Source organism: Arthrobacter sp. B2I5 (genome assembly GCF_030816735.1).
In the GTDB taxonomy this organism is placed as follows: Bacteria; Actinomycetota; Actinomycetes; order Actinomycetales; family Micrococcaceae; genus Arthrobacter.
In genome coordinates this window covers 4,487,235-4,502,582 of the sequence record NZ_JAUSYF010000001.1, presented here as the reverse complement: position 1 = coordinate 4,502,582, position 15,348 = coordinate 4,487,235, and the positions used below count along the sequence as shown (strand labels likewise).

Below are 15,348 nucleotides of genomic sequence, written 5' to 3'. Positions count from 1 at the left end.
CTCGCGCCGCGTGCCGATGTGCGCAGCGAAGGTCCGGTTCGCTGGGCAGGGACAGTCACTGCGCAGCGTGACCGGAGGTGGCTGCGCAGTGCGGAGGTCCTAACCGCGGGCCGTGAGGTCTGCCGAGATGAGCTTCGCGGTGGCCACGATCTCCTGCGCCACGGATGCCAGGTAGGCGTCCCGGTCCGGCTTCGCATCGACGGACTGGGCCTGCAGGGACACGTTCACCGCGGCCACCACCTTGGATCCGTCGTAAACAGGAGCGGCTACGGACATCAGGCCCAGCTCCAGTTCCTGGTCCAGCAGGCACCAACCTTGCGCGCGGATGGTCTCCAGCACGGCCAGAAGGTCCTGGACAGATCCGAGCGCACGCGGTGTCAGCGGTTTGATGTCGGCAGCAGCAAGGTATGCCTTGAGGTCTGCCGGCGGCAGGTATGCGAGCAGCACCCGGCCCATCGAGGTGGCGTAGGCCGGGAAGCGGGTGCCCACCGTGATCCCGATGGTCATGATGCGCCGCGTGGTCACGCGGCCGATGTAGGCGATGTCCGTGCCGTCCAGCACGGCGGCGGAGGTGGACTCCCCCAGCTTGAGCGAGAGCTCCTCCAGGTGCGGCTGCGCCAGCTGCGGCAGGGACAGCCCCGAAAGGTACGCGTACCCCAGCTGGAGGACCTTGGCCGTCAGCGCGAACGTCTTGCCGTCGGTACGGACATAGCCCAGCTCCACCAGGGTGTGCAGGAACCGGCGTGCGGTGGCACGGGTCAGGCCGGTGCGGCCTGCCACCTCGGTGAGCGTCATGACCGGACGGTCGGCGTCGAAGGCGCGGATCACGGCCAGGCCCCGCGCCAGCGACTGGACGTACTGGTCGCTGGCCTGCGGGGCGGGCTGGATATCGGTACCTGCGGCGTCGGTCATGGTTACCAATCCTAGGGCTGTCCTCAGGCGGCAGCCTTGAGGGGAACGGGAACGAGTTCCTGGAGTTCCTCGAGGGTGCAGCCGAAGGTTTCGCGGACGGTGACGCCGTCCGGGCCGATGAGGAAGACGGCTTTGTCGGTGTAGACGCGGGTGACGCAGCCGACGCCGGTGATCGGGTAGGTGCAGGCGTCCACGATTTTCGAGGCGCCTTCACGGGTGAGGAGGGTCATCATGACGAAGACGTCCTTGGCCCCGGTGGCCAGGTCCATGGCACCGCCGACGGCGGGAATCGCCCCGGGTGCCCCGGTGTGCCAGTTGGCCAGGTCACCGGTGGCGGATACCTGGAAGGCGCCCAGGACGCAGATGTCCAGGTGCCCGCCGCGCATGATCGCGAAGGAATCGGCGTGGTGGAAGTAGGACGCGCCCGGGAGTTCGGTAACGGGGATTTTGCCGGCGTTGATGAGGTCCCCGTCGATCTGGTCACCTTCCGCCACCGGTCCCATGCCCAGCATGCCGTTCTCGGTGTGGAGGGTGATGTTCTGGTCCTCTGTGAGGTAGTTGGAGACCAGGGTGGGCTGGCCGATGCCCAGGTTCACGAAGGAGCCCGGGGCGATGTCCCTAGCCACCAGCCGGGCCAGATCGTCCCTGCCCAGCGGCGTGGTGGAGGTCTGGAGGGTTGTTGCGGTGCTCATTTCAGGCCACCTTTCCTGCTGTGTTGGAGGTGCCTTGGCCGCTGCCGGCAACCTTGACGATGCTGTTGACGTAAATGCCGGGCGTGACCACGTTCTCCGGGTCCAGCCCGCCGGTGGGGACTATCTCCGAGACCTGGACGATGGTCTGCCTGGCGGCGGCGGCCATAATGGGGCCGAAGTTCCGGGCGGTCTTGCGATAGACCAGGTTGCCCTTGCCATCGGCCTTGAGCGCCTTGATCAGGGCGACGTCGGCGTGGATGGGGGTTTCGAAGACCTGGCCGCGGCCGTCAATGATGCGGGTTTCCTTGCCCTCGGCCAGCGTGGTGCCGTAGCCGGTGGGGGTGAAGAACCCGCCGATCCCGGCGCCCGCGGCGCGGATGCGTTCGGCCAGGTTGCCCTGTGGCACCAGTTCCAGCTCGATCTCGCCGGCCTTGTACTTGGCATCGAAGTGCCAGGAGTCGGACTGCCGCGGGAAGGAGCAGATCATCTTCTTCACCCGGCCTTCCTTGATCAGCAGCGCCAGGCCCTGGTCGCCCTGCCCCGCATTGTTGTTCACCACGGTCAGGTCCGTGGCGCCGCATTCGAGCAGCGCGTCGATCAGTTCGAACGGCTGGCCGGCGTTGCCGAACCCGCCGATCATCACGGTGGAGCCGTCCTTGATGCCGGCCACGGCCTCCTGGACCGAATCTACGAAGTTCAGCATTACTGGTCCTTTCCAGCGGTGACGTTTTCGAGCACGACGGCCAGGCCCTGGCCGACGCCGATGCAGATCGCAGCGACGCCCCAGCGTTCGCCGGAGGCCTGCAGGCTCCTGGCGAGGGTGCCCAGAATCCGGGTTCCGGAAGCGCCGAGCGGGTGGCCCATGGCGATCGCGCCGCCGTGCCGGTTCACCATCGAGGGATCGATGCCCCAGGCGTTGATGCAGGCCAGCGACTGCGCGGCAAAGGCTTCGTTAAGTTCGACGGCGCCCACTTGGTCCCAGCCGATACCCGCCTTCGCCAGGGCCTTGTTCGCCGCCTCAACGGGTGCGTAGCCGAAGTACTGCGGATCGTTCGCGTGCGCCCCGCGACCGGCAATGCGGGCCAGCGGGTCCAGCCCCAGCAGCCCGGCGGCAGCTTCGGAACCGATCCAGGCCGCGGAGGCGCCGTCGGACAATGGCGAAGCGTTGCCGGCAGTGACTGTGCCGCCCACCTCAGCGCCCTCGGGTTCCTTACGGAACACGGTCTTCAGCGCCGCCAGCTTCTCGGCGGTGGACCCCGGGCGGATGCCCTCGTCCCGCACCAGGTGAGTTCCCGGCACCGGAGCCACGAGACTGTCATAGAACCCCTCGTCCCAGGCGGCGGCGGAGAGGTTGTGGGAGTTGGCGGCGAACTCGTCCTGCGCCTGGCGGGTCACGCCGTACTTCTCCCGCAAACGTTCGGTGGCCTCGCCCAGGGAGATGGTCCATTCCTTGGGCATGGCCTTGTTCACCAGGCGCCAGCCCAGCGTGGTGGAGGCCAGCGTCATGTCGCCGGCCGGGTAGGGCTTCTCGGTCTTGGGCAGCACCCAGGGCGCACGGGACATGGATTCGGCGCCGCCCACCAGCATCAGGTCCGCGTCGCCGGCGTTGATCTGGCGTGAGGCGATGATCGCGGCATCCAGGGACGAGCCGCACAGCCGGTTGACCGTGGTCCCCGGAATCGACACCGGAAGGCCCGCCAAAAGCGTTCCCATCCGGGCAATATTCCGGTTCTCCTCACCGGCGCCGTTGGCGTTGCCGAACACCACCTCGTCAATCCGCTCGGGATCAAGGCCGGGGGCACGCTTCACGGACTCCTTGATCACGTGCGCGGCAAGGTCATCCGGACGGACTGCTGCGAGGCCGGAGCCGAACTTGCCGAACGGGGTGCGCACGGCGTCGTACACAAAAGCCTGGTTCATTACTTGTTCCTCTGGTTTGCGTCTGGGATTCCCAGCTAGGTAGCAGTTAATGTCGTTTTGGAGCCCCATAACGACATCTGCTGCTACCTAGTTGGGCTGGGGTTCTTCGCTGTGGGTTGCGTCCAGCTCGCGGAAGACCTGCTGTGCCGTCTTGAAGGCGGTATTGGCGGATGGGACGCCGCAGTAGATGGCGGTCTGCAGCAGGATTTCCTTGATCTCGTCCCTGCTGAGGCCGTTCCGGAGGGCGGCGCGGATGTGCATGGCCAGCTCTTCCCAGTGCCCGTGGGCCACCATGGCGGTGATGGTCACGGCGGAGCGCATCTGGCGCGGAAGCCCGGGCCGGGTCCAGATTCCACCCCAGGCGATGCGGGTGATCATGTCCTGGAAGTCCTCGGTGAATTCGTCCTTGTTGGCGTTGGCCCGGTCCACGTGCGCGTCCCCAAGGACTTCGCGCCGGACCTTCATGCCGCCGTCGTAAATCTCCTGGCTGGTGGCGCCGGGCTGGACCACCCCGTGCCGCTCGTTGCCGCTCATTTGGCTGCTCCCTGTGATTCGGCCCAACTGATCAGGCTGCGCATCAGGTCTGCCACGTGTGCCGGTGCCTCGGCGGGTGCCAGATGCGCCACGCCCGCAAGCGTGACCGCGGTGGCGGTGCCGCCCCCTGCGGTGATTCCTGCCGCGACTTCTTCAGCCATTTCCGGTGTGGCCACGGCGTCCAGCGCCCCGGCGATGACCTGGGTAGGAACGCGGATGCTGCCCAGCTCGCTGCGGACATCGAAGGAGGCCAGGGCCTCGCAACAGAAGGCGTAGCTGAACCGGTCGGCGTCCCGCAGGGCGTGCAGGAGCCGGCTGCTGAACTCGGGTTCCCGGTCCATAAAGCCCGGTGCGAACCAGCGCTGGGCGGACCCCTGGATCATCACGGGCGTGCCCTGGCTGCGGACGGTTTCCGCGCGCTCCAGCCAACCCTCCGGCGTGCCGATTTTGGCACCGCTGTTCTGCACGGACAGGCTCTTCAGCCGTTCCCCGTGCTTGATGCCGAGCTGCAGGCCCACGGCGCCGCCCAGGGAGACACCGGCGTAGTGGAAAGCCTCACCGGGGGCGATCGAATCGACCAGGTCCACCACGGCGTCCGCGAGGGCCGCGACGTCGAAGGTTTCGGTGGCGGCGGGCGATACACCGTGGCCGGGGAGGTCCCAGGCCACGATGTCGACGTCAGTGCCGAGCAGGGTGGCCACGCGGTTCCACAGGATGGAGGAGGTGCCCAGGGAGGGGCCGGCCACCAGCAGGGGGTGATCGCCCAGGGGTCGCTGGGGTGACAGCAGCGCTGCCTTGAGGGCCGGTTTAGCCACGGGAAGCTCCGTTCGCGTCGGTGGTCAGGGATACAAAGTCGGGGAAGGCCGCCAGGATGCGGCGGGATATTTCGGTAGCCTGGCCAAGGTAGTTGCCGGGGTCCAGGAGTTCTTCCAGCCGCTGGTCCGGGACGACGGCGGCGGGGACGGCGTCGCGGAGCAGCCTGCGGTAGGCGGCGGCTTGCTCCGTCGGGGGCGCCTGGAGGGTCCGGTCCACCACGTCCTGCAGCTGCTGCTTGCCGCTGCGGCCGTCCTTCCCGTCCAGCAGCGGTGCCACCGCGGCGTTGATGCCCTCGGCCAGCAGCAGCGGGCCGGCAAGATCCAGGTTGCGGCGCATGGCGTCGGGGAACACCTGCAGCCCTTCGGCCAGTTCGCGGATATGTCCGGCGGCGCCGAGGGTGAACGCCAGCAGCTGGCGCAGCGCCGGCCACTCGCTGTGCCAGGCGCCGTCCGGGCGTTCGTCATTGAAGGTGGCGGCAGCCAGGTGCAGCTGGGCAGCCAGCCCGGGTGCCTGCAGTGCCGCACTGCGGACCAGGACAGACAGGACGGGGTTTTGCTTCTGCGGCATGGCGGAGGACACCCCGCGTCCGGCAGCGCGCGGCTCGGCCAGCTCGGCCACCTCCGGGCGGCTCAGGAACAGGACGTCCGCGGCGATCTTGCCGAACGCGTCCAGGACCGACACCAGCGCATGCCCAAGGGATGTCACGGGCAGGCGGTTGGTGTGCCAGGGAGCCGCTGCGGGGGCCAGGCCCAACTGGGCTGCCAGGGCACCGGCCAGGGTGAACGGTGTGGCGGAGGATCCTTCCGTCAGTACGGTTCCGGCCGCGAGCGTTCCCGCAGCCCCGCCGAACTGGACCGGGAACTCCAGGCCCTCCAGCTGCCGGCCGGCTGCGGCCACACCCTGGAACCACTGCGCAGCCCGCAACCCGAAGGTATAGGGAAGCGAATGCTGGGTCAGGCTCCTGCCCACGCACAGTGTGCCTTCATGCTGCCCGGCCAAAGCGGCCAGCGCCGTGGTGGTGGCTTTCAGATCTGCGAGTACGGCGTTCACGGTGTTGCGGGCCACCAGCATCAGGGCAGTGTCCAGGACGTCCTGGCTGGTGAGGGAGGCGTGGACAGCCTTTCCCGCGCCGACACCGGCGCTGTCCAACGCGGCCACGTTCTTCCGGAGATCGGCCAGCAGCGGGATCACCGGGTTGCCGCCGCCCTGGGCACGGAGGGCAATATCGGCCAGGTCGTAGCGGCCCGCTTCGGCAGCGGAAGCCACGACGGCGGCCGAACCGGCAGGTGCCAGGCCGGCCCGTTGCAGCACGGCTGCCCAGCCGGATTCGACGGCGAGGATCGCCGCCAGCACTGCCCGGTCCCCTGTCAGTGCCGCCACGAGGGGTGACGCTGATACGGGACTGAGCAGGCCGGCGTCGGCCTCCTCCGCGAAGGCGCGCAGGTCTCCCAAGGCGGCAGCGTGGGTCACTGGAAGTCCAGGAAGACCGTCTCGCCCTCACCCTGCAGGCGGATGTCCCAGGTGAGACCGCCATCAGGGTCGCGGCGGGCGATGAGCGTCCGGCGGCGTTCCGGGTCCAGCGAGCTGAGTAGCGGGTCGTTGGCCAGCGCCTCGGTGTCCTCCGGCAGGTAGATCCGGGTGAACAGGCGGTTGGTGAGGCCGCGGGCGAAGAGCGCCACGGAGATGAATGGCGCCGCCCCCGGCTTGGTGGGGCCTGGGTTGACGGTGGTGAAGGTGAAGACACCGGAGTTGCCCACGGCGCCGCGGCCCCACCCGGTGAAGGTGTAGCCGTCGCGGACCAGGGAGCCGGTGCGCTGGACAACCTTGCCGTCGGCGTCCGGCTGCCAGATTTCCAGGATGGCGTCCGGGATGGTGTGACCGGCGCCGTCGTAGACGGTGCCCTGCAGGCGGATGGAGCCCGGGAAGCCGGGAGGCAGCAGCTCGTTGTCCTTTTCGAACGGAAGCGCGTAGCCGTAGAAGGGGCCTACGGTCTGGCCGGGGGTGGGTACCAGTTTGGTGCTCATCGTCTACTCCTCGTCACCTTCTGCGCCCAGCGCCTCGTTTTCGGTCCAGGTCCGCTTGGGACCGGTCAGGACGATGTCCCAGTTGTACCCCAACGCCCACTCGGGCTCGGTGAGGCTGTGGTCGTACGTGGCCACCAGCCGGTCGCGGGCGTCCTGGTCCACGATGGTCTGGTAGATGGGGTCCAGCGGGAAAAGCTGGTCGCCCGGGAAGTACATCTGGGTGATGATGCGCTGGGTGAACTCGGTGCCGAAGAGCGAGAAGTGGATGTGAGCGGGGCGCCACGCGTTCAGGTGGTTCTTCCAGGGGTAGGCGCCGGGCTTGATGGTGGTGAACCGGTAGGAGCCGTCCGGGCCGGTGATGCAGCGGCCGATGCCCGTGAAGTTGGGGTCGATGGGAGCCGGGTGCTGGTCGCGCTTGTGGATGTAGCGGCCGGAGGAATTGGCCTGCCAAATCTCCACCAGCTGGCCCGCCACCGGGCGGCCATCGCCGTCCAGGACCTTGCCCGAAACAATGATCCGTTCACCCAGCGGCTCGCCGTTGTGCTGGATGGTCAGATCGGACTCCAGCGCGTGCACATCCTGGTGCCCGAACGCCGGCGAGTACAGCTCGATGGTTTCGGGGTCTGCGTGCTGCAGGCTCTTGGTGGGGTGGCGCAGGATGCTGCTGCGGTACGGCGCGTAGTCCAGGCGCGGCTGGGTCTCCGGACGGGCACCGTCCTTGAGCGCCCGCTGGTAGGCGTCACCGATGGCGTTGATCTCTGCGCTGAGGTCCGCCTGCGACTCGATGGCCTTGTCCAGGGGCTGGTGGGCAGCCTTCGGTTCAGCCGGGGGCACGAGTTCCTCCGACTCCAGCTCCGCGGTGATGTCTTCCGGCATTGCTGGCTCCTTTCCGGTTGGTTGTTCTCTTAATGGTCTGGCGTGGATGGTTCAGGTGCGGTGCAGGGAGTCGTACTGGACTGCGTGGCGCACCGGGGCATTGGGGGCCCCGTAGCCGTCGTAGTTGCCGCGGCGTTCCACCATTTCGAAGAACACGCTGCCCACGGTGGCGGTATAGAAGTGCAGGAACTCGCCGTCGGCGTCCCGGTCGAACAGGAGGTTGAGCTCCTGCAGGGTGGCCAGGAAACCGGGTTCAAGGTCGAACCGGGCGTCCAGGTCCTCGTAGTAATTGGCCGGGATCTGCAGGAATTCCAGGCCCCGGTCCCGGGCGGCCCTGGCGGTGGCCACGAGGTCGTCCACGGCGAACGCGATGTGTTCCTGGTAGGTCTTGCGGGCTTCGTTCTGCGCCTGCTGCACCGGTGCCAGGTTCAGCACCAGGCGCACGTCGCCGTTCGAGGCCTGCATGACCTGCGAGCGCACCAGCCCGCTGGGGCTGGGCACCTCCGCGAACGGCTGCGGCTCCAGGGCGAGCGCGCTGGTGTAGAAGAGGACTGCTTCATCGAAGTGCTGCCACGGCTGGGCCAGGTTGACGTGGTCGATCACCGCGCTGGCTCCGGCGGAAGGGTGTTCCAGGCCTTCCCCGAACTCATGGGTCCATGCCGCGGTGCCGTCAGGGCTGCCCTGGCAGAGGAAGATCTCGGTGGAGTCCGGCGCGGAGATGCCCTGGAACACTTCCTCGTCCGCCTGCACCTTGCGGGCCACCACGGGGGCCTTGAGCTGCTGGGCCCGGGCGGAGGCAATCACGGGGGAATCGACGTCGAACCCCAGCGCGGCGATGGCCGGTTCAGCGTGCTGCGCCGCCTGTTCGTTGATGATCACCCGTGCCTGGCCCATGGTCCACAGCTGGACGTCCTTGGTGCGGTGCCTGCCTTCGAACGTGAAGCCGAGCTGGCCCAGGAGCCGCTCGAGCTGCGCGGTGTCATCCGCCTTGACCTCGGCGAAGTTGAAGTTGGCAGGTTCGTTCACCTTGGGCAGTGTGGCCAGTTCCATGGGATAACGACGGCGGAGCGCGGCGCCGTTGTTTGGCGCCCCTTCAGCGTCCGCGAGCCATTTGGCGCTTTGCTCTTCAAGCCAGATCAGCGAACGCATGGCGTCCACGGCCGTTCGCTCCACATCGGACTGGCGGAAAACGTCGTTGAAGACCTCCAGCGAAACAGGTCCGGTGTAGCCCGCACGGACCACGTGGCCCATGAACTTGGCCAGTTCAAACTGCCCCTCGCCCGGGAAGACCCGGTAGTGCCGGCTCCAGGACAGCACGTCCATGGAGAGCTTTGGGGCGTCGGCCACCTGCACGAAGAAGATCTTGTCCGGGTTGAACGCCTCGATGTGGGAGGTCTCCCAGTCCCTGGAGAGGATGTGGAAGGAGTCCAGGCAGGTCCCCAGGTTGGGGTGGTCCACCGTTTCCACCAGCCGGTAGGCGTGCTCGTAGTCGTTGACGTATTTGCCCCAGGCCAGCGCTTCATAGGCCACCTTGACGCCGTGGTCCCCGGCCAGGTTGGCAAGCTGTGCCAGCTGTTCGGCGCGGAGGCCGTCGTCGTCGATGCTGGCGGTGGCCACGTTGGAGCAGACCAGGATGGTGTCCATGCCCAGCCGGGCCATGAGCTTGAACTTGGCCTCAGCCCTGCGGAGGTTGGCCTTGAGCAGGTCCGGGGTGACGCCGTCGAAGTCGCGGAACGGCTGGTACAGGTCCAGGCCAAGGCCCAGGTCCGCGGCCATCTTCCGCACGTCCTCGGGACTGAGCGGTGAGGTGACTAGGTCCTGTTCGAAGATTTCGATGCCGTCGAAGCCGGCGATGGCGCACGCCTGCATTTTCTCTTTGAGGGTGCCGGACAGGCAGACGGTGGCGATTCCGGTGCGCATCAGGCGTTCACCTCCTCGGCGGCCACAAGCTCCAGGAAGTGGCTGCGCATGCGGTCCGGATCAGCGTCCAGGCCCGTGAAGATCCGGAACGCATCCGCAGCCTGGCCCACGGCCATCCGCCCGCCGTCCAGGACGTCACAGCCCTTGGCCCGGGCAGCCCGGACCAGTTCGGTGTCGATGGGGCGGTAGACGATGTCCGCCACCCAGTGCCGGGACTCCAGCAGGTCCAGGTCCAGCGGCACACCGGGGTGGGCGGCCATGCCCACGGGGGTGCAGTGCACCAGGCCGTCGGCCCCGCGCATCAGCTGCGGCAGCTCCGCCGTCGTGCCTGCCGTCACGGTGCTGTCCGGGAAAAAGCCTGCCAGCTCGGCAGCCCGGGCCTCGGCCCGCATCGGGTCCATATCCACCAGGTGCAGCGTGCGGACGCCGGCCGTCAGCAGGGCGTAGGCGACGGCGGATCCGGCACCGCCGGCGCCCAGCTGCACCACACGGTCCAGCCGGGCTCCGGGGAGGCCGGACGACAAGGCGGCGGCGAAGCCGGAGAAGTCAGTGTTGTGGCCGATGAAGCGGCCGTCGCGGATCACCACGGTGTTCACGGCGCCCAGCCGGCGGGCGTCCGGGCTCACCTCATCCAGATGCTGCAGGACCAGCTGTTTGCAGGGGTGGGTGATGTTCAGGCCGTTGAAGCCAAGGGTCCTGGCGCTGTGCAGGATGGCGCCCACCGACTCTCCGGTCAGGCCCAGCTCCAGCAGGTCGATGGGGCGGTACAGGTAGCGCAGGCCCTGCACGTCACCTTCCCGTTCGTGCATGGGCGGCGTGAGCGATGGCGTGACGCCATCACCAACCAGTCCCACCAGGTAGGACTCAGTTCGATTGCTCATGCGTGCAGCTCCTTTGGTACGGCACCTGGCAGGTCGCGGAAGTTGGGCCGCGCTGCGGGGTGACAGGGATTACGGTACATCAATTGTTCACTTATCGCACTCTTGTTCTAGATGCGAACAATCGCACTCCAAAAACACGGTGATTTCTTTGGCTGCTAGCGCTGCGGTAGCCTGGCGGCCAGCTCCGCGGCAGCTTCCTGCAGCAGTGGAACGTGGGCCTTCAACTCCTCAAGGCCCAAGCGGAAGACCGGCACCGCGGTTGCCAGCGATGCAAAGGCATGCCCCTGGCTGTTGAGCAGCGGGACGGCCACGGCGCGCATGCCGGCCTCATTTTCCTCATCCATGACGGCGTAGCCCTGCCGGCGCACCTGCTCGATTTCGGCGCGGAATGCATCCCGGTCCGTGATGGACTTGTCGGTGAGCGCTTCCAGCGGCAACTCCGCCAGGAGCCTTTCCCGCTCCGCATCCTCGGCGAAGGCCACCAGGGCTTTTCCGACGGCGGTGGTGGACAGGGAGCCCAGGTGGCCGGGGTCGCTGGTCACCCGGAACATCTGGGGACCGTCCACTTTGCTGACCGTCAGGTGATGGTGGCCGTCGCGGACGCTGAGGATGGTTGCCTCGCCGGTCTCGGCGGTGACCCGGCGCAGGACCGGGGTAGCAGTGCCGGCGAAGCCATGATGGTTGGACACACGCTGGCCCAGCTGGAAGATGCGCAGACCCAGATGGTAGCGGCGGCCGTCCGGCTCGTAGTCCACAAAGCCGTCACGGGTCAGGGATCCCAGGAGCCGGTAGGTGGTACTGAACGGCAGTTCCGCCCGACGGGAAATCTCCGCGGCGCTGGCCCCGCGCGGCTCGTCCCCCAGCAGGACCAGCAGGCCCAGGGCTTTGCCCACCATGTCCGTACGGTCCGCAGGACGGGCGCCGACCTTGGCTTCCGGGGGCATGGCGTTCACAGGCTCTTCGGCAGCAGCGGATTCTTCATTGACCGCTGTGGTTTGGTTCACACTCATGGATCGATGTTCCCACAATGTGAGAGCTATTTCTAGATGGTGAGTATTTTCTTGACAGGTGACTGCCCTCACAGTCATAGTTTCTATATCGCACAAGTAGCTCCCACCATGTGGCTACAAATGCTTGGGTCTTTTCCGGACTCCAGCCGCATCGCGCCCCGCCCGCACCAAGGCAGCGGCGGCTGCGACCCCCAGATCCACATCCGCGACAATGTCGTCACACCAAAGGAACACCATGAGCCAGACACTTCCGTCCGCCGGGGCGGGTGCCCTCACCTCCGCCGGGACGCCCAAGAAGGCCGCCCTCGCCAGCTTCCTGGGCAGCGCCGTCGAATACTATGACTTCTTCATCTTCGGATCCGCTGCGGCGCTGATCTTCCCCAAGGTCTTTTTCCCCGATGCAGACACCAACGCTGCCATCATGTCCTTCGCCACCTTCGGGTTCGCCTATGTGGCCCGTCCCGTGGGCGCCATCATCCTGGGCCACTTCGGTGACCGGGTGGGCCGCCGGAAGGTCCTGATGTTCACCCTGCTGCTCATGGGCGCATCGACGTTCGTGATCGGCTGCCTCCCCGACTTCCGGACTGTCGGCTGGTGGGCTCCGGCCCTCCTGGTGATCGCCCGCCTCTGCCAGGGCCTCTCTGCCGCCGGTGAACAGGCCGGCGCCTCCTCAATGACCCTCGAGCACGCCCCGGACAACCAGCGGTCCTTCTTTACCTCCTGGACCCTCACCGGCACGCAGGGCGGCCAGATCCTCGCCGCCCTGGTCTTCATCCCCGTCCTGGCCCTGCCTGATGAGGTCAAGTACGGCATCGGCTGGCGCATCCCGTTCTGGCTCAGCGCCGTGGTGGTCATCGTTGCCTTCTTCATCCGCCGCACGCTGCACGAACCGCCGGCCTTCGAGGAAGCCCAGAAGAACGCCCAGATCTCCAAGCTCCCCGTCGCCGACCTCCTCAAGGGCCACTGGCGCGACGTCCTGCGTGTTGTCGCCTGCGCCTTCATCGCCGCCGTCTCCACCGTGTTCGGCACGCTGGCCATCAGCTACGCCAAGACCGTCGCCGGAGTGGACGGCACCACCACCCTCTGGCTCGTCGTCGGCGCCAACCTGGTGGCCCTGGGCACCCAGCCGCTCTTCGGGAAGCTCGCGGACAGGATCGGCCGCAAGCCCGTCTTCATCTACGGCGCCGTGGCCAGCGCAATCCTGACCCCGCTGTTCCTGCTCAGCCTGGAATCCGGCAGCATTCCACTGATGTTCGTTGCCGCCATCGGTTTCTTCTCCTTCGGCTACGCCGCCTCCAACGCCGTCTGGCCGTCCTTCTACGCCGAGATGTTCAGCACCAAGGTCCGCTTCTCGGGCCTGGCCATCGGCACCCAGCTGGGCTTCCTGATGGCAGGCTTCGCTCCGGCCATCGTGGCTGCCATGGGCGGCATCAAGCCCGGCGGATGGGTGCAGATCAGCATCTTCACCGCCATCATCTGCACCATTGCCGCAGTATCCGCCCTGACCGCCAAGGAGTCCTTCCGGACGCCCACCAAACTGCTGGGCCTGAAGTAGGCGCTTAGAGCGTACACACTGGCCCGGTTTTGAAGCCGGAAAGCCCGCCATTCCCCCAAATGGCGGGCTTTCCCCTGTTAAAACTGGGCTGGTTTGGCAGAGAGCGGGTGCAGACGCTATCCCCGGCCGGTCTCCAGCACCGAGGCCAGGTCAAAGTTGACCGGTTCCTCCAGCTGTTCGTACGTGCAGGATTCGGGGTCCCGGTCCGGCCGCCAGCGGTTGAACTGGGCAGTGTGCCGGAACCTCTCACCCTCCATGTGGTCGTAGCGGACCTCCACCACCAGTTCGGGCCGCAGCGGAACGAAGGACAGGTCCTTCCCGGCGCTCCACCTGCTGCCTTCGGCGTTCCGTGGGGTCCGTTCCCCCTCCTCCTGCTTGGCCCACGCCCAGGGGTGGTTGTCGAAATCCGTCACCAGCGGCTGGAGCTGGTCAAACAATTCCTTCCGGCGCTTCATGGGAAAGGCGCCGATCACGCCCACGCTGGCCAGGCCGCCGTCGTCCTTGTACAGCCCCAGCAGCAGGGACCCGATGGCGTCCGGCCCGCTCTTGTGGAGCCGGTAGCCCGCCACCACGCAGTCCGCGGTGCGCTCGTGCTTGACCTTGAACATCACCCGCTTGTCCGGTTCGTACCGGCCGTCCAGCCGCTTGGCCACGATGCCGTCCAGCCCGGCCCCCTCGAACTGCTCGAACCACTGGGCAGCGGTGTCCTTGTCCGTAGTGGCCGCGGTCAGGTGGACCGGCGCGTCGCTGGCCGCGAGCGCCTTCTCAAGCGCCGCCCGCCGCTCGGAAAAGGGCCTGCCGGTGTAGTCGTCACCGTCCAGTGCCAGCAGGTCGAACGCCACGAAACTTGCCGGCGTTTGCTGGGCCAGCAGCTTCACCCGGCTGGCGGCGGGGTGGATGCGCTGCTGCAGGGCGTCGAAATCCAGCCGGTCGCCGGCGGCGCCCACCAGGATGATCTCGCCGTCCACCACGCAGCGCTGCGGCAGGTTTTCCTTCAGCGCGGCCACGAGCTCCGGGAAGTAGCGGGTCATGGGCTTTTCGTTGCGGCTGCCGATCTCAAGGTCATCACCGTCACGGAAGATGATGGACCGGAAGCCGTCCCATTTGGGCTCGTAGCTAAGGTCCCCGCTTCCTGGAATGCCGTCAATACCGCTGACGGCCTTGGCGAGCATGGGCGGGACGGGCGGCATCACGGGAAGTTCCATAGTGCCCATTCTTGCCCGGCCCGTGCCCTGGACGGTAGGGCGGCACGGCGCCGGGAGGGATTTCAGCCCGCCAGCAGCCAGACCACCAGGACCAACACGGGCGCCGCGGCGGCCGTGGAGAGCAGGATGGTTTCCCGGGCCACCGCCACGCCCTTCCCGTACTTGCTGGCAAACAGGAACACATTCTGGGCGGAGGGAAGCGCCGCCATGAGCACTACGCCCAGCAGCATGCGGTGGTCCAGGTCAAAGAGGAAGCGGCCGACGACGAACGCCACCGCCGGCATCACCGCGGACTTGAGTGCCGTGGCAGTGAGGATTTCGGCGGTATGCCCGCCGCTTCGAAGCATTTTGGTTCCGTGCAGCGACATTCCGAATGCCAGCAGCACCACAGGGACCGCCGCGCCGCCCAGGAGCGTCAGCGGTGCCATCACCGGGGCCGGGGGCTGCACGTGGAACGCGGCCAGGACCACGCCCAGGAGTGAGGCGATGATCATGGGGTTCCGGAAGGGCTGGGTCAGCATGAGCCGGGGTGAGAACCGGCCGGCTTCGGAGAGGTCCAGCAGGGTCAGGACCAGGGGGGCGAACAGGAGCAGCTGGACCAGCAGGACCGGAGCCACGGGGGTGGCGTCCCCCAGGGCATACAGGGTGATCGGGATGCCGATGTTGTTGGCGTTGACGTAGGAACCTGCCATCGCGCCCACGGCCGTCTCGGCCAGCGGCCTTCGGAACCAGATCCTGCTGGCGGCCACATAAAGAAGCGCCGTGACGGCCGCCGTGATCAGCGCGAGCGGAACGTAGGCGGAGAAGACCACGGATAGGTCCGATTTCAGCACCACCGTGAAGAGCAGCAGCGGGTTGGTGATGAAGAAGGCGGTACGGGTCAGTGCCGAGATGGTGGGTTCGTCACCCAGTCCGCACCGCGCAGCGATATAGCCCACGGCGATGACCACGCCGATCACCGCCAGTCCAATGAGCACACCGCCCACGTGGGGTACTTCCTTCC

Annotated in this window: 15 protein-coding genes; 1 reads left to right on the top strand and 14 read right to left on the bottom strand. The window is 67.2% G+C overall.

The genetic code is table 11. From position 1 onward, the window contains the following. Positions 1-99: 99 nt before the first annotated feature. From QFZ60_RS20945 to QFZ60_RS20890, 12 genes are all read right to left on the bottom strand, one after another. Complete coding sequence (locus QFZ60_RS20945) at positions 100-912, bottom strand: IclR family transcriptional regulator C-terminal domain-containing protein (RefSeq protein WP_307092972.1); 813 nt, start codon at positions 910-912, stop codon at positions 100-102. A gap of 23 nt (positions 913-935) precedes the next feature. After that, a complete protein-coding gene (locus QFZ60_RS20940) occupies positions 936-1,604 on the bottom strand; it encodes a 3-oxoacid CoA-transferase subunit B (protein WP_307092971.1) in 669 nt (222 codons plus the stop codon). Between the two features lies 1 nt (position 1,605). Then, positions 1,606-2,307, bottom strand: coding sequence for a 3-oxoacid CoA-transferase subunit A (locus QFZ60_RS20935; RefSeq protein WP_307092969.1), 702 nt, complete (start codon positions 2,305-2,307; stop codon positions 1,606-1,608). After that, positions 2,307-3,524, bottom strand: coding sequence for a thiolase family protein (locus QFZ60_RS20930; RefSeq protein WP_307092968.1), 1,218 nt, complete (start codon positions 3,522-3,524; stop codon positions 2,307-2,309). Before QFZ60_RS20930 ends, QFZ60_RS20935 begins: the two co-directional genes overlap by 1 nt. An 87-nt stretch (positions 3,525-3,611) precedes the next feature. Further along, entirely contained in the window at positions 3,612-4,058 is a 447-nt protein-coding gene (gene pcaC, locus QFZ60_RS20925) for a 4-carboxymuconolactone decarboxylase (protein WP_307092966.1), read from the bottom strand. Further along, entirely contained in the window at positions 4,055-4,873 is an 819-nt protein-coding gene (locus tag QFZ60_RS20920; protein ID WP_307092964.1) for an alpha/beta fold hydrolase, read from the bottom strand. The genes pcaC and QFZ60_RS20920 overlap by 4 nt, the downstream gene beginning before the upstream one ends. Beyond that, positions 4,866-6,344, bottom strand: a complete 1,479-nt coding sequence (locus QFZ60_RS20915; RefSeq protein ID WP_307092963.1) for a lyase family protein — start codon at positions 6,342-6,344, stop codon at positions 4,866-4,868. The genes QFZ60_RS20920 and QFZ60_RS20915 overlap by 8 nt, the downstream gene beginning before the upstream one ends. After that, a complete protein-coding gene (gene pcaG, locus QFZ60_RS20910) occupies positions 6,341-6,898 on the bottom strand; it encodes a protocatechuate 3,4-dioxygenase subunit alpha (protein ID WP_307092961.1) in 558 nt (185 codons plus the stop codon). Before pcaG ends, QFZ60_RS20915 begins: the two co-directional genes overlap by 4 nt. Positions 6,899-6,901: 3 nt before the next feature. Then, positions 6,902-7,774 (bottom strand): protocatechuate 3,4-dioxygenase subunit beta, encoded by an 873-nt coding sequence (pcaH, locus tag QFZ60_RS20905; protein ID WP_307092960.1) that lies wholly within the window; start codon positions 7,772-7,774, stop codon positions 6,902-6,904. Between the two features lie 51 nt (positions 7,775-7,825). Beyond that, positions 7,826-9,694: a bifunctional sugar phosphate isomerase/epimerase/4-hydroxyphenylpyruvate dioxygenase family protein gene (locus QFZ60_RS20900; protein ID WP_307092958.1), complete on the bottom strand. Its 1,869-nt coding sequence runs from the start codon at positions 9,692-9,694 to the stop codon at positions 7,826-7,828. Then, positions 9,694-10,575, bottom strand: a complete 882-nt coding sequence (locus QFZ60_RS20895; protein ID WP_307092957.1) for a shikimate dehydrogenase — start codon at positions 10,573-10,575, stop codon at positions 9,694-9,696. The genes QFZ60_RS20900 and QFZ60_RS20895 overlap by 1 nt, the downstream gene beginning before the upstream one ends. Positions 10,576-10,730: 155 nt before the next feature. Then, positions 10,731-11,585, bottom strand: a complete 855-nt coding sequence (locus QFZ60_RS20890; RefSeq protein WP_307092956.1) for an IclR family transcriptional regulator — start codon at positions 11,583-11,585, stop codon at positions 10,731-10,733. A gap of 235 nt (positions 11,586-11,820) precedes the next feature. On the opposite strand from QFZ60_RS20890, the gene QFZ60_RS20885 reads away from it, so the two are divergent. Beyond that, complete coding sequence (locus QFZ60_RS20885) at positions 11,821-13,140, top strand: MFS transporter (protein ID WP_142029514.1); 1,320 nt, start codon at positions 11,821-11,823, stop codon at positions 13,138-13,140. Positions 13,141-13,256: 116 nt separating this feature from the next. Here QFZ60_RS20885 and QFZ60_RS20880 read toward each other — a convergent pair whose 3' ends face one another. Continuing rightward, entirely contained in the window at positions 13,257-14,345 is a 1,089-nt protein-coding gene (locus tag QFZ60_RS20880) for an ATP-dependent DNA ligase (protein ID WP_307092954.1), read from the bottom strand. 62 nt (positions 14,346-14,407) lie between these two features. Continuing rightward, positions 14,408-15,331 carry an AEC family transporter gene (locus QFZ60_RS20875; protein WP_307092952.1) on the bottom strand — a complete coding sequence of 308 codons (924 nt, stop codon included), beginning with the start codon at positions 15,329-15,331 and terminating at the stop codon, positions 14,408-14,410. Positions 15,332-15,348: the final 17 nt, after the last annotated feature.

Excerpts from the sequence above, each read along its gene's own strand:
- QFZ60_RS20880 (WP_307092954.1), bottom strand. The coding sequence starts at position 14,345 with ATGGAACTTCCCGTGATGCCGCCCGTCCCGCCCATGCTCGCCAAGGCC.
- QFZ60_RS20890 (WP_307092956.1), bottom strand. The coding sequence starts at position 11,585 with ATGAGTGTGAACCAAACCACAGCGGTCAATGAAGAATCCGCTGCTGCC.
- pcaG (WP_307092961.1), bottom strand. The coding sequence starts at position 6,898 with ATGAGCACCAAACTGGTACCCACCCCCGGCCAGACCGTAGGCCCCTTC.
- QFZ60_RS20900 (WP_307092958.1), bottom strand. The coding sequence starts at position 9,694 with ATGCGCACCGGAATCGCCACCGTCTGCCTGTCCGGCACCCTCAAAGAG.
- QFZ60_RS20895 (WP_307092957.1), bottom strand. The coding sequence starts at position 10,575 with ATGAGCAATCGAACTGAGTCCTACCTGGTGGGACTGGTTGGTGATGGC.
- pcaH (WP_307092960.1), bottom strand. The coding sequence starts at position 7,774 with ATGCCGGAAGACATCACCGCGGAGCTGGAGTCGGAGGAACTCGTGCCC.
- QFZ60_RS20885 (WP_142029514.1), top strand. The coding sequence starts at position 11,821 with ATGAGCCAGACACTTCCGTCCGCCGGGGCGGGTGCCCTCACCTCCGCC.
- QFZ60_RS20940 (WP_307092971.1), bottom strand. The coding sequence starts at position 1,604 with ATGAGCACCGCAACAACCCTCCAGACCTCCACCACGCCGCTGGGCAGG.
- QFZ60_RS20935 (WP_307092969.1), bottom strand. The coding sequence starts at position 2,307 with ATGCTGAACTTCGTAGATTCGGTCCAGGAGGCCGTGGCCGGCATCAAG.
- QFZ60_RS20945 (WP_307092972.1), bottom strand. The coding sequence starts at position 912 with ATGACCGACGCCGCAGGTACCGATATCCAGCCCGCCCCGCAGGCCAGC.
- QFZ60_RS20930 (WP_307092968.1), bottom strand. The coding sequence starts at position 3,524 with ATGAACCAGGCTTTTGTGTACGACGCCGTGCGCACCCCGTTCGGCAAG.
- pcaC (WP_307092966.1), bottom strand. The coding sequence starts at position 4,058 with ATGAGCGGCAACGAGCGGCACGGGGTGGTCCAGCCCGGCGCCACCAGC.